Below are 12,339 nucleotides of genomic sequence, written 5' to 3'. Positions count from 1 at the left end.
GGAACGACCCTACGAGGTCGGGCCAGCCTCGCCGCAGTGGCAGGCAGCCAGGGCACCGGCGATGAGGTCCAGTGCGTGCCGGGCGGCCAGCGTCTGCGGCGGGGAGATCCTGTCGGCGATGGCGACGAACGCCATCCGGTTGCCGTCGAGGTCGGTGACGAACCCGGCCAGCCCGCTCACCCCGGTCAGGGTGCCCGTCTTCGCACGCACCCGGCCGCGCGCCGCCGCCGGGGCGTCGTCGAAGCGCCACTGCAGCGAGCCGGTGAAGCCCGCGACCGGCAGCCCGGTGAGCACGGCCCGCAGCTCCGGGTGCTCGTCCGAGGCCGCGACGCGCAGGACGTCGAGGAGGGTCTCGGGGCTCAGCCGGTCGCGGCGCGACAGCCCGCTGCCGTCGTACAGGCTGGCTCCGGTGGTGTCCACGCCCAGCCCGTCCAGCACCTGCAGGACGCCCGAGACGCCACCGGCGAACGAGCCGTCCTTCTGGACCGCGATGCCGACGTGGTGCGCGAGCACCTCGGCGGCGTTGTTGTCCGAGACCGCGAGGGTCCGCTCGACGATCTCGCCGAGCGGCGCGCTCTCGACCGACGCGATCTCGGTGTCGCTGCCGGTGCTGACCGCTCGCAACGGGACACCGCGCACGGCCACTCCGTGCGCGGCGAGCGCACGCGCGAACTCGGCAGCCGCAGCGGCGGACGGGTCCGCGACGTAGCGCCCGTCCGGTCCCTTGCCCTCGTCGGCCCACAGCGCCGTGATCGGCGGCACGACGTCGTCAGGGAGGTACGACGGGGGCCACGCCGGGTTGACGGCCGGCCCCGTGAACAGGGAGTCGTCGTAGGAGAGCCGGACCCTCGCCAGGCCCTGCTTGCCGAGCACGGCCGCGGTGCCGGCAGCCAGGTCGTCGAGGGTCGCGCGAGCCGGGTAGAGGCCCTTCGCGGCGGTGCGCGTCGACGCCAGGAACGGGTCGCCGCCTCCGACCAGGACGACCCGGTTGCCCTCCTGCCGCACCACCGTGGTGAACCGGGTCATCGGGCCGAGCTTCTCCAGCGCGGCGGTGGCGGTGAGCAGCTTGGTGGTCGACGCCGGGGTAACGGCGCCGGCACCGCTGGTGAAGACCGTGCCACCACCAGTGAGATCGCCGACGGCAACGTCGACGTGCGCGCCGAGGCTGGCGTCTGCGACATACGCCGCCAGGGCCTGCCGGACCGCCGCCTCGTCGAGCTTCCCGCCGGGCGAGCCGGTCGCCACCGGAGGCGCCGGGCTGCCGGCGACGAGGTCGAGGCCCTCGGGCGGGAGAACCGCCGCGGGCTGGTGGCGCGCATCGGCCGGGTCCAGCCCGAACCAGCGCGAGTCGAGGTGGAAGGCCAGGTTGGCGACGGCCGAGGCGACGAGAAGGACGACCACGGCCTCGGGGACCCAGGACAGGATCGTCCGGAGCCGGCCGCCGGCGTGGCGTTCCTCACGCACGCCCATTTTCGACCCTTCTTGATTCACCGATCCGTGATGTTCTGCGCGAGACTAGCCCGGTCATCGGTCAGTGGAAGGAAGCGCCCGTGGAGTTCGACGTACTGGTGGAGATCCCGAAGGGCTCACGCAACAAGTACGAGGTCGACCATACGACCGGGCGCATCCGCCTCGACCGGATGCTGTTCACCTCGACGGCGTACCCCGAGGACTACGGCTACATCGAGAACACCCTCGGCCTCGACGGCGACCCGCTCGACGCGCTCGTGATCCTGCAGGCGCCGACGTTCCCGGGCTGCCTGATCCGCTGCCGGGCGATCGGGATGTTCCGGATGACCGACGAGGCCGGCGGCGACGACAAGGTCCTCTGCGTCCCGACCCACGACCCGCGGCTCGAGCACATCCGCGACATCAACCACGTGGCGAAGTTCGACCGGCTCGAGATCCAGCACTTCTTCGAGGTCTACAAGGACCTCGAGCCCGGCAAGTCCGTCGAGGGCGCGGAGTGGGTCGGCCGGACCGAGGCGGAGGCCGAGGTGCGCGCGTCGTTCGAGCGTGCGAAGGCCGCCGGCTACAACGACCACTGATCCGAGTCGCGCCGGCGCTCAGCGCTTGACGCCGCGGAAGTAGCCCATCGCCCCGGACATCTCCAGGGTGATGTCGCCGAAGCCCGCCTCGGCGAGCCAGCGCTGGACCTCGTCGCCGGTGGCGCTCGGCCCGAGGAGGCCGGCGATGCGGCCGGCGCGACGCAGCGGCAGCGTGCGCAGGCCGCCGCGTGAGAACGGGGACGTGTTGAGCAGGGCGCTGCCGGTGAGCACGCCGCCGGAGTGGGTGACCCGCCCCATCTCCAGGACGGCGCGGTGGGGGTCCGGGAAGCAGTGCAGCCCGGTGAAGGACACCACGAGGTCGAACTCACCGTCGCCGAACGGGAGCGCACCGACGTCGGCCTCGCGCGGCTCCACCTGGTCGGCCACACCTCGCCCGCGAGCTGCCTCGAGCGTGCGGTCGAGCATGGCCGGGGCGATGTCGGCAGCGACGTAGCGCAGCCCCTGGCCGGACCGCAGCCCTCGCAGCGCGACGCCGCCCCCGCACGGGATGTCGAGCACCGCCGAGCCTGCCGGTTGCCGGCCGATCTCCGCGGCAGCCGCGTAGAGGCGCTGCAGGTCGCTGGCGATGCCCGCGCGCCACAGCAGGCCGCCGGCACGCGGGTGCTCGACGGACCAGTCGTAGAAGGAGGCCCAGAGCGGGTCCTCGCTCCAGCCGCCGAGCCCGGGGATCCGCAGGCGGTCGGGCTTCATCCGAGCATCTCGGCGGCCTGCATCTCCGCCGGCACGCCGAACGCGTCGACGAGGTCGAGGGCGATCGGCCGCACCTTGCGGCACAGCTCGTCGACCTCCCGGCTGATCGCCTTGGCGCGCGACGACGACAGACGCCCGTGCTCCATGAACCAGCCCCGGTCGGCCTCGATCGTGCTCAGCGCGAAGAGGTCCCGCAGCAGCGTCAGCGCCACCTTGTTCTCCCCTTCGGGCATCGCAGCGACGCGGTCCACGAACGCCTCGAGCACCAGCCGCTCCACGTGCGCGCGAGCCGAGCCGATCACGTGGTCCTGACAGCGGCTGAACACCTCCGCGGGGTCCAGCCCCGCGTCGATGCCCCGCTTGAGGCGGCGCGCGACGCCGGAGAGCATGTGCTCCTCGCGCCAGCGCAGCATCGCCAGCTGGTACGCCGGGTCGAGCAGCCCGGCCTCCTGGTCCCAGTCGTCGTCACCACCCGGCAGCACGTCCTTGATCCGCTCGAGCAGCTTGTGCACGGCGGTGCGCTCGATCACCGTCTCGACGGCCAGCCCGGCGACGAAGCGCACCATGCCCAGCTGGTCGAGCTCGCCGAAGGAGGAGGAGTAGTCGGTGAGCAGCCCCTTGGCCACCAGCTGGAGCAGGATGTGGTTGTCGCCCTCGAAGGTCGTGAACACGTCGGTGTCGGCGCGCAGAGCGTCGAAGCGGTTCGCGGAGAGGTAGCCGGGCACCCCCGCACGCCTCGCGGCACTCCTGGATCGTCCGGCTCGCGTGCCAGGTGCCGAGGGCCTTCGTGCCAGCGGCACGCGACTCGAGCGCCCGCCGGGTGCGCTCGTCGACCTCCTCGGTCGCGGAGAACACTGCGTGCAGCTGCCCGGCCAGCACCTCCTGGGCGAAGTGCAGCGCGTAGGTGCGGGCGAGCGGCAGGAACAGCCGCCGCTGGTGCAGCCCGTAGTCCAGCAGCAGCTCCTCCGCCCCGCCCGGGTTACGGTCGGTCGCTTCGCTCCCCCGTGGCTTCGCCTGGCCGAACTGCCGCCGCTCGACGGCGTAGCGCACCGCGATCGACAGCGCGACCTTGCTCGCGTTGATCGCCGCGCCACCCACGCAGACCCGGCCCTGGACGAGCGTGCCCAGCATCGTGAAGAAGCGACGGTCGGCGTTCTCGATGGCCGACACGTAGACACCGGTCTCGGTGACGTCGGCGTACCGGTTCAGCAGGTTCTCCCGGGGCACGCGCACGTCGTCGAACCAGATGCGGCCGTTGTCGACGCCGTTGAGCCCGATCTTGCGACCGTCGTCCTCGACGCGAACCCCGGGCAGGAGCCGGCCCCTGCCGTCGCGGATGGGGACCACGAACGCGTGCACGCCCTGCGACGCACCGCCGATCTCGAGCTGCGCGAAGACCACCGCCGTGCTCGCGTGCGCGGCCGCGTTGCCGATGTAGTCCTTGCGGGCGCTGTCGTCGGGCGTGGTGATCACGAACTCGCGCGTCTCGACGTCGTAGCGGGCGACCGTGCTCAGCGCCTGCACGTTCGAGCCGTGGCCGGTCTCGGTCATCGCGAAGCAGCCCATCAGCTCGGCGCGCACGAGGGGCGCGAGGTAGGCGTCGTGGTGCCGCTCGGTGCCCAGCTGGAGGATGGCGCCGCCGAACAGCCCGAACTGGACGCCGACCTTGACCAGCACCGAGAGGTCGCCGAAGGCCATCGTCTCGAACGCCGCGACCGAGGCCCCGATGTCGCCGCCACCGCCGTACTCGACGGGGAACCCCATCCCGGTCTGTCCGGTGCCGGCGAGCTCACGGACGATCTGGAGCACCCGCTCACGGAAGTCTCGGCGGCCCATCTCCTGCGCATCCTGGAGCACCCCGGAGTGCTCGACGAGGCGCTTGCGGGTCAGGTTGCGGACCTCGACGTAGGTGCCGTCGAGCAGCGCGGTGAGGACCGGCACGTCGACGACGGGCTGCCTGTAGTCGGCCATGGGGACAACCGTGCCAGTTCGGACGTCGTTTCGACAGGCTGGTGACCGGTGGTCGAGCCGGTCGAGAACTCAGGGGCGGCCGTAGAAGTCCGGGGCGCTGGCGAAGAGCGGGCTGACCTTCACCACGTCACCGGTGTGCGGAGCCTGGATGATCTGGTCGTTGCCGATGTACAGGGCGACGTGGTGGATGGTGTTCGGCGAGGTGCCCCAGAAGACGAGGTCGCCGGCCTTGAGGTCGGCCGCACCGATGTGCTTGGTCTGCTGGTACTGCGCGGCGGAGTAGTGCGGCAGCGCGATCCCGCCCTTCTGCCACGCCACCATCGTGAGACCTGAGCAGTCCCAGGAGTCGGGTCCTGCGGCACCCCAGACGTACGGCTCACCGAGCTGCGACCGGGCGAACTCGATTGCGGCCCGGGCACCGACGCTGGTGCCGGCCGGCACCGGCAGGCCCGGGTCCTCCCAGCCGCCCTCGACCCCGAGCTCGGCGAGCTGGTCCTGGGTCAGCTCGGCCTGCTGCTTGGCCTTGTCGGTCTGGTCCTTCGCCTTGTTCGCAGCCACCTGCGCCGCGTGGGCCTGGGCCTCCGCCGCCTTCTTCTCCAGCGCCGCCTGGCGCTTGGTGGCGAGGTCGACGGAGATCTTCTGGGCCTTCGCGAGCTCCTCGATGAGCTTGTGGCGCTCGCCCGCGATCCGGGCCGCCTCGCTCTGGGCGAGGTTGGCCGCCTGGGCCGCGTCGTTGCGCAGCGTCTCCGCCTTGGCGGCGAGCGCGGTCTGCTGGGCCTCCGCCTTCTCCGCCTTGTCCTGGGCGACCCGGGCGAGCGCGTTGAGCGCGGTGTACTGGTCGAACCGCGCCTGCATCGAGTCGCCTGCGCTCTGGACGACGCCGACGCGGCTCATCACCGTCGACGGGTCGTCACCGCCGATGATCGCGGTCACGCCGGTGAGCGCGTCGTCCTGGTAGCTCTGGGTGACCAGCTGTGCGATGCCGGCGCGCTGCTCCGCGACGTGGGCGAGCGCGTCGGCAACCGACGCCTGGGCGTCGGAGGTGGCCTTCTGGGCCTGCTGGAGCCGCCACATCGCGCCGTTGTAGGCCTCGGCGGCGATCTCGGCCCGGTCGGCAGCGGCGTGGAGCTTCGAGTTGGCCACGGCCAGCGAGGCCTGCAGGGCGGCGACGTCGCCGGCCTTCTGCGCGGCGACCGCGTTGGCCTGGTCGATCTGCGCCTGGGTCGGGACCGGCTTGTGCCGGTCGGCCTGCGCCGAGGTGCCGACGGTCAGCACCGCCACCACGGTGACGGCGGCGGTCAGAACTCCCCTGGTCCTGGCGTGCAAGGCGGAACCTTTCGTCGGCCGTCGTGCGGCTTCCCCATCGGCTGCACGACCGGCGCAACGCTAGGCGACATGAGTCCCAACCGGAACAGGAACGGGTAAAGATGGCCCTTTTGGGCGGTGTGTCGGCTTGACAGATGACAGCGGTGTCATTCCGACGGGTCGACCGGAACGTCCTTCGTCGACGTCGTCGGGTGCGAGCTGCGCCCGCCGCGGTCGAACTTCTGGCCGGTGCCCAGCGCGGCCAGGTAGACCGAGATCAGCGCGATCGCCAGGCCGGCGATGTCGTCGGCGATGTAGTGCCAGCCGAAGTACGTCGTCGAGATGGCGACCAGGACGACGTACGTCCAGAGCAGGACCTTGAAGACTCGCGTGCGCAGCGTGTACTGCGCGACCAGCGCGAGGCTGACCGTGATCGCGACGTGCAGCGAGGCGAACCCGGCGACCGACTGGACGCCGTCGGCGAACGGGTTCCACAAGATGTTCTGGCGGCCGTAGAACAGGGAGTCCTGCAGCTTGGCGACGCCGGTGTTCGGCAGGCCCTCGTAGAGCCAGACGAAGTAGAAGTTGGGGCCGAGGGTCGGGATCGCGTAGTAGCTAAGAGTCCCTAGCGCCCAGCAGATGCACTGCGCGGTGATGAACCAGTAGCCGAAGCTGACGTTGCGCGACCAGACCGCCCAGATCACCACCGAGACCGGCACCATCGGCAGGAAGATCAGGTACACCCACGACAGCACGTACGCCGAGATGCCGGTGCCGAGCCACTGGTGCAGCAGGCTCGCCGGGTCGTGCCCGAACAGCAGGAAGTGGTCGAAGCGGTGCAGGGCGTAGTCGTACTTGGTCGGCGGCCCGTCACCGTCGCGCATGATGAACGGCAGGAAGTTCTTGATGTTGCGGTAGCTCACGTAGGTGACGTAGAAGCCGATCAGCCCGACGATCACCAGGATGATCCGCTCCCTGGTCCAGTGCTCGCGGATCAGCAGCTGCGCCTCGGCCTTGTACCTGCCGGGGTTGCCGCGGGCGCGGTAGAGCGTGCGCGGCAGGATGTCGGCGACGAAGGCGAAGCCGACCAGCAGCGGCAGCCGCAGCCAGGCCGGACCGAGGAACCCGTCGGGGTCGCGCAGCGGGTAGCCGAGCGCCCGGCTGCAGATGATCGCCAGCGCGCCCATCATCACCGCGACCGCCACCAGCATCGCGAAGCCCCGCCGCCGGGGCCCGCTCCCGACGCCACTGCCCGACGTCGGCTCCGCGAGCGTCGGAACGAGGGCGGAGGGCTTCACGGGAAGTGATTCTAGGGCGGAGCCGTCAGCCGTCCCGAGCCAGTGCCGCCAGCCGGTCCGGTACGACGCGCGCCCGGACCGCTTCGCCCACGGCGACCACCTGCCCCGGCTCGGCGACGCCCGGCAACCGGCCGACACCGTCGACGTCCAGCTCGAGGCGCAGCTGCTCGGGGGTGACCCGGGCGGAGACGACCGTGGCGCGGAGCGGTCCCTCGGGGTCGAGCCGGATGGCCGAGCGTCGCAGCGCCAGCTGGGTCCAGGTTGCACCCGGGTCGACCAGCTCACGCAGGACCCGGGCGGCAGGGCCGTCGATGATCGTGGCGTAGCCGAGGAACCCCGCCGTCCAGGCGTCCGCGGGTCGGCGCCACACGTCGGCCACGGTGCCCGACTGGACCAGGCGGCCCGCTCGCATCACCGCGATCCGGTCGGCGATCGCGAACGCCTCCTCCTGGTCGTGGGTGACCAGCAGCGCTGTCGTGCCCGCCCGCGTGAGGATGTCGTGGAGCTCACCTGCCAGTCGCTCGCGCAGATCCCGGTCGAGGGCGCTGAGCGGCTCGTCGAGCAGCAGCATCCGCGGTTCGACGGCCAGGGACCGGGCGAGGGCGACCCGCTGGCGCTCGCCGCCGGAGAGGGTGGCCGGCATCCGTTCCTGGTAGCCGGCGAGCCCGACCAGCTCGAGGAGCTCCGACACCCGCTCGTCGACCTGGCGGCGCGACCGGTGCCGCAGCCGCAGTGCGTAGCCCACGTTGCGGCCGACGGTCTGGTGCCCGAAGAGCTGTCCGTCCTGGAACATCAGCGCGAACCCGCGTCGGTGCGCCGGCGTGCGGGCGAGGTCGCGGCCGTCGTAGGCGATCGAGCCTGACGCCGGTGGCTCCAGTCCGGCGACGGCGCGCAGCAGCGTGGACTTGCCGGATCCCGAAGGTCCGAGCACCGCGGTGATCGAGCCCGTGGGGACCTCGAGGTCGACCTCCTCGACGGCCGCCGAGCCGTCGTACCTCACGGTGAGCCCGCGCACCTCGAGGCCGGTCATCAGAACGCTCCGACCGAGCCGACGCGCAGCCGCTCCACGAGCAGCATCACCACCGAGGTCGCGGCAGCGAGCACGACCGAGGCGGCCATCGCCATCGCGAAGTTGGTCTCCCCGGGATGACTGATCAGCCGGTAGATCACCACGGGCAGCGTCGGGTGGTCGTCACGCGCGAGGAAGCTGGTCGCGCCGAACTCACCGAGCGACACGGCGAACGCGAACCCGGTCGCGGCGACCAGCGCCGGCCAGGCGACGGGCAGGTCGACCGTGCGCAGCACGCGCAGCGGACCGGCGCCGAGCGACGCGGCGGCCTCGCGCTGCCGCTCGTCGATCGACGCGAGGACCGGCGCCACGGTCCGCACCACGAGTGGCAGGGCAACCATTGCCTGGGCGATCGGTATGAGCAGCGGCGACGTCCGCAGGTCCAGAGGCGGGTGGTCGAGGGTGATCAGGAAGCCGAAGCCCAGGGTGACGGCCGAGACCCCGAGGGGCAGCATGAAGGCACCGTCGAAGACCGCGCTGAGCCGGCGGCCCGTGCGGGTCCGCCACCGGCGGGACACGAGGTACGCCACCGCGCAGCCGAGGACCAGCGCCAGCGCGGCCGCCGCGCACGCGATCCGCAGCGAGGTCCACAGGGCCGTGGTCGCCGGGACCAGCAGTGCGTTCCCTTCGCCGGTGCCCTCGAGCTTTCGGTAGCTGTCCAGGCTCCAGCGGCCTCCCCCGTGCACGGACGCGAGGACCAATGAGGCGAGCGGGGTCATCAGGAAGCAGACCACGACGGCGGTCCAGAGGAGCAGGAGTGCGTCGCGGCGGCGCGGTCGGCGCGCAGCGATCGAACCGCGGGCCCGCCCCGCGGCCCGCCGGGATCGCGCCGAGAGGCCCAGGAGCGCGACGATCACACCGAGCTGCAGGAGGGACAGCGCCGCCGCGCCGGCCAGGTCGAGCTCCTGGGTGGTGAGCAGGTAGATCTCGGTCTCCACGTTGGAGTACCGGAGCCCGCCCATCGTGAGCACGACCCCGAAGGCGGTCGAGCAGAACAGGAACACCACGATCGCTGCCGAGGCGATCCCCGGAAGCAGGCCGGGGAGCGTCACGGTGGCGAAGACGCGCAGCGGCGAGGCACCCAGCGTCGCGGCGGCCTCCTCGGCCCGCGGGTCGAGGCCCTCCCAGAACGAGCCGACCGTGCGCACCACGACGCTGACGTTGAAGAACACGAGCGCGGCGATGATGGCCGCGGCGGTCCCGTCGAGGTGCAGGCCGCCCAGCGGCCCGGCCGGTGCGATCAGGTGGCGGAACGCGACCCCGACGACGACCGTGGGCAGCACGAACGGGAGCACCACCAGGGTCCGGAGCAGGCCGACCCCCGGGAATCGCAGCCGGTGCAGCACGAACGCCGCCGGCACGCCCAGCGCGACCGACAGGGCAGTGGCGACTCCGGCGGACCAGAGCGTGAACCACAGCACCCGGTGGACCCGCGGCCGGCCGAGCACCGTCAGCACCTGGCCCGGGTCGAACGAGCCGTCCGGCCAGAAGCCGCGGCCGACCATGCCGGCGACCGGGTAGAGGAAGAACACCGCGAGCACCGCGATCGGCAGCGCGGCCAGCGCCGCGATCCCGATGCGTGCCCGCAGTGTCGTCATCGTCGGCCGTGCGGCTCAGCGACTCGTGACGTCGCGCCAGTCACGCAACCACTCCGTGCGGTGCGCGGTGATGTCCGCCGGCGAGACCTCGACGGGGTCGGGTGACGTCGGCGCCCACTTCGCCCAGTCGGCGGGAAGTGCCACCGCGGTGTCGACCGGGTAGACGTACATGTTCTCCGGCAGCGCCGCCTGGAACTCCTGGCCGAGCATGAACGCGATGAACTCCTCGGCGCCCTTGGGGTTGGACGCCCCCTTCAGCACCCCGGCGTACTCGACCTGGCGGAAGCAGGTGTCCAGCAGGGCGCTGGTGGTCGGCTTGTCGCCACGCTTCGGGACCGTGTCCGGAGGGGATGACGAGTACGAGACCACGATCGGCCGGTCGCCGTCGCCGCCGCCGGCGGTGTAGTCGACGCCCCAGGCGTCCTCCCAGCCGGCGTCGATCTTCACGCCGTTGGCGACCAGCTTCTTCCAGTAGTCCTTCCAGCCGTCGCCGTACTTGCCGATCGTCGCCGCGAGGAACGCCAGGCCGGGGGACGACGTGGTCGCACCCGGGGTCACCATCAGGTTCTTGTACGCCGGGTCGGCGAGGTCGTCGAAGGTCGCCGGCGGCGCGAGCTTCCTCTTCGCGAACCAGGTGTCGTCGATGTTGACGCAGACGTCGCCGTAGTCGATCGGCGTCAGGTCCTTGCCACCCTCGCCCTCGAGCGCGAAGGCGGACGCTGACGCCGGCAGCCCGTTCGGCGCGTACGGCGCGAGCACGCCTTCGTCGACCGCGCGGCTCGCGAAGGTGTTGTCGATGCCGAAGACCCCGTCGGCGATCGGGTTGCCCTTCGTGAGCACCAGCTTGTTGGTGAGCTCACCGGCGTCGCCGTGCGGCTGGATCTTCACGGTGATCCCGGTCTTCGCCTTGAAGTCCGCCATCACCTTCTTCGACATCGCCCACGAGTCGTGGGTGGCGATGGTGACGGTCTTGCCCGCCGGCTTGTCGGCGGCGTCCCCGCCGTCGCCCGAGCTCCCGCACCCGGCCAGTGCGAGGGCACCGACCACGAGGGCGCTGAGCATTGCCATGGAACGAGTGCGCATGACTCTCCTTCGACTTCCTTCGCCGGTGCTAACCGGAGCAGGTTCAAGGGTCTGCGGCTGTTCCGCACTCTCAGCCCAGCGGCATCGCTGCCGGCGGGCTCCCCTGTCGTGTGTGTGGCCAATCTAGCGCGTCCGCTGGTCGAGCCTGTCGGGACCCGACCGGATCTCGGCAGGCTCAATCACCGGCGGCGGGTACGGCGTACCGCCGCTCGGCGCCCTCCTCGGTACGCACCAGCTCGCCGCGCGCTGCCAGCAGGTCGAGGTGGGCCAGGGTCTCGAACGCCGCGAGCACCGCGTCGAAAGGCCCGAGCTCGTCACGACGCCGCTCGTGCCGCGTCCACGGGATCTGGCCGGCGACGTCCCAGGCCGTGTCCGCACCCGCCGCCACGGCGGCCCGGCAGAGCTGCAGCCGGTCGTCGTGGTGGGCCGCGAGCTCGTCGATGCGCGCGTGCGAGCTCGCCGTCACCGGGCCGTGCGCGGGCAGCAGCCGCAGGTCGGGCAGTGCGCGCACCTTCGCCAGGGACTCGAGGAAGTCGCGCAGCGGCTGCTGGACCCAGCGCGGCTCGAAGCCGATGGACGGGGTGATCGTCGGCAGCACGTGGTCACCGGCGAAGAGCAGTCCCTGGTCCGTGTCGGCGAAGACGTAGTGGCCCTGCGTGTGGCCGGGAGTGGACACGGCGTCGACCCGGCGGCCCCCGAGGTCGAGGGTGAGGTCGCGGTCGAGCCACTCGTCGGGCATCCCGTAGTCGTCCATCGAGGGGCGGCTGTCGGAGGGCATCATCGCTCGCCAGCCCTCTGCGAGCTCGAGGGCACCGGCGGCCTCGAGCCGGGAGAGGTTCGGGTCGGCCGAGAGCGTCTCGTCGTGCATCAGCTCCATCGACGCCCTGTCCCCCAGGCCGAGCGACACGGGTGCGCCGACCTCGTGACCGACGACGTAGGCCTGCGTGTAGTGGTCGCGGTGCAGATGCGTCACCAGGAAGCGGCGGATGTCGGAGAGCGCGTAGCCGGCGCTCTTCATCGAGGACTCGAAGACGTCGCGCGACTCGGGGATCGCCCAGCCGCCGTCGACCAGGACGAGCCCGTCGTCGGCCTCGAGGACGTAGACGTTGACGGCACGCAGGCCGTCCATCGGCAGCGGTAGCGGGATCCGGACGACGCCGGGCGCGACCGGCCAGGCGCCTTCCTCGGTCCAGAGGAGCCCCGAGTCGGCGCTGATCCGGTGGGCCGTCTCGCTCGGGTCCGGGCTCATGCAGCCA

At 71.8% G+C, this 12,339-nt stretch carries 11 protein-coding genes and 1 riboswitch; of the genes, 1 reads left to right on the top strand and 10 read right to left on the bottom strand.

All coding sequences use genetic code 11. The features are described 5' to 3' along the window. Positions 1 to 9: 9 nt before the first annotated feature. Positions 10 to 1,464, bottom strand: coding sequence for a D-alanyl-D-alanine carboxypeptidase/D-alanyl-D-alanine endopeptidase (gene dacB / locus ACVW00_RS00810; protein WP_457109005.1), 1,455 nt, complete (start codon positions 1,462 to 1,464; stop codon positions 10 to 12). 41 nt (positions 1,465 to 1,505) lie between these two features. Here dacB and ACVW00_RS00805 point away from each other — a divergent pair, with 41 nt between their 5' ends. Then, complete coding sequence (locus ACVW00_RS00805) at positions 1,506 to 2,048, top strand: inorganic diphosphatase (protein WP_457113059.1); 543 nt, start codon at positions 1,506 to 1,508, stop codon at positions 2,046 to 2,048. Between the two features lie 18 nt (positions 2,049 to 2,066). On the opposite strand, the gene ACVW00_RS00800 is transcribed toward ACVW00_RS00805, so the two are convergent. The 9 genes from ACVW00_RS00800 to ACVW00_RS00760 all read right to left on the bottom strand — a co-directional run bounded on the left by ACVW00_RS00800 (position 2,067) and on the right by ACVW00_RS00760 (position 12,332). After that, a complete protein-coding gene (locus tag ACVW00_RS00800; protein WP_457109004.1) occupies positions 2,067 to 2,759 on the bottom strand; it encodes a class I SAM-dependent methyltransferase in 693 nt (230 codons plus the stop codon). Next, positions 2,756 to 3,325, bottom strand: a complete 570-nt coding sequence (locus ACVW00_RS00795; RefSeq protein ID WP_457109003.1) for an acyl-CoA dehydrogenase — start codon at positions 3,323 to 3,325, stop codon at positions 2,756 to 2,758. Before ACVW00_RS00795 ends, ACVW00_RS00800 begins: the two co-directional genes overlap by 4 nt. Continuing rightward, a complete protein-coding gene (locus ACVW00_RS00790; protein ID WP_457109002.1) occupies positions 3,225 to 4,730 on the bottom strand; it encodes an acyl-CoA dehydrogenase family protein in 1,506 nt (501 codons plus the stop codon). Before ACVW00_RS00790 ends, ACVW00_RS00795 begins: the two co-directional genes overlap by 101 nt. 69 nt (positions 4,731 to 4,799) lie before the next feature. Beyond that, complete coding sequence (locus ACVW00_RS00785; RefSeq protein WP_457109001.1) at positions 4,800 to 6,056, bottom strand: NlpC/P60 family protein; 1,257 nt, start codon at positions 6,054 to 6,056, stop codon at positions 4,800 to 4,802. Positions 6,057 to 6,202: 146 nt separating this feature from the next. After that, entirely contained in the window at positions 6,203 to 7,333 is a 1,131-nt protein-coding gene (locus ACVW00_RS00780; RefSeq protein WP_457109000.1) for a phosphatase PAP2 family protein, read from the bottom strand. 25 nt (positions 7,334 to 7,358) lie between these two features. Then, positions 7,359 to 8,363 carry an ABC transporter ATP-binding protein gene (locus ACVW00_RS00775; RefSeq protein ID WP_457108999.1) on the bottom strand — a complete coding sequence of 335 codons (1,005 nt, stop codon included), beginning with the start codon at positions 8,361 to 8,363 and terminating at the stop codon, positions 7,359 to 7,361. After that, positions 8,363 to 10,000 carry an ABC transporter permease gene (locus ACVW00_RS00770; protein WP_457108998.1) on the bottom strand — a complete coding sequence of 546 codons (1,638 nt, stop codon included), beginning with the start codon at positions 9,998 to 10,000 and terminating at the stop codon, positions 8,363 to 8,365. Before ACVW00_RS00770 ends, ACVW00_RS00775 begins: the two co-directional genes overlap by 1 nt. Positions 10,001 to 10,015: 15 nt before the next feature. After that, positions 10,016 to 11,083, bottom strand: coding sequence for a thiamine ABC transporter substrate-binding protein (locus ACVW00_RS00765; RefSeq protein WP_457108997.1), 1,068 nt, complete (start codon positions 11,081 to 11,083; stop codon positions 10,016 to 10,018). Then, positions 11,081 to 11,198: riboswitch (TPP riboswitch) on the bottom strand. (Overlaps the previous gene by 3 nt.) A gap of 60 nt (positions 11,199 to 11,258) precedes the next feature. Next, on the bottom strand, positions 11,259 to 12,332 hold the full coding sequence (locus tag ACVW00_RS00760) for an MBL fold metallo-hydrolase (RefSeq protein WP_457108996.1): 1,074 nt from the start codon (positions 12,330 to 12,332) through the stop codon (positions 11,259 to 11,261). Positions 12,333 to 12,339: the final 7 nt, after the last annotated feature.

Source organism: Marmoricola sp. URHA0025 HA25, from assembly GCF_054059435.1.
Note: the sequence above shows the minus strand (reverse complement) of the source record. Positions and strands in the feature narration are given on the sequence as shown.

What these genes read in the sequence shown, in the direction of transcription:
- ACVW00_RS00765 (WP_457108997.1), bottom strand. Translation starts at nt 11,083, where the DNA reads ATGCGCACTCGTTCCATGGCAATGCTCAGCGCCCTCGTGGTCGGTGCC.
- ACVW00_RS00770 (WP_457108998.1), bottom strand. Translation starts at nt 10,000, where the DNA reads ATGACGACACTGCGGGCACGCATCGGGATCGCGGCGCTGGCCGCGCTG.
- ACVW00_RS00775 (WP_457108999.1), bottom strand. Translation starts at nt 8,363, where the DNA reads ATGACCGGCCTCGAGGTGCGCGGGCTCACCGTGAGGTACGACGGCTCG.
- ACVW00_RS00795 (WP_457109003.1), bottom strand. Translation starts at nt 3,325, where the DNA reads ATGGTGCGCTTCGTCGCCGGGCTGGCCGTCGAGACGGTGATCGAGCGC.
- ACVW00_RS00790 (WP_457109002.1), bottom strand. Translation starts at nt 4,730, where the DNA reads ATGGCCGACTACAGGCAGCCCGTCGTCGACGTGCCGGTCCTCACCGCG.
- ACVW00_RS00800 (WP_457109004.1), bottom strand. Translation starts at nt 2,759, where the DNA reads ATGAAGCCCGACCGCCTGCGGATCCCCGGGCTCGGCGGCTGGAGCGAG.
- ACVW00_RS00760 (WP_457108996.1), bottom strand. Translation starts at nt 12,332, where the DNA reads ATGAGCCCGGACCCGAGCGAGACGGCCCACCGGATCAGCGCCGACTCG.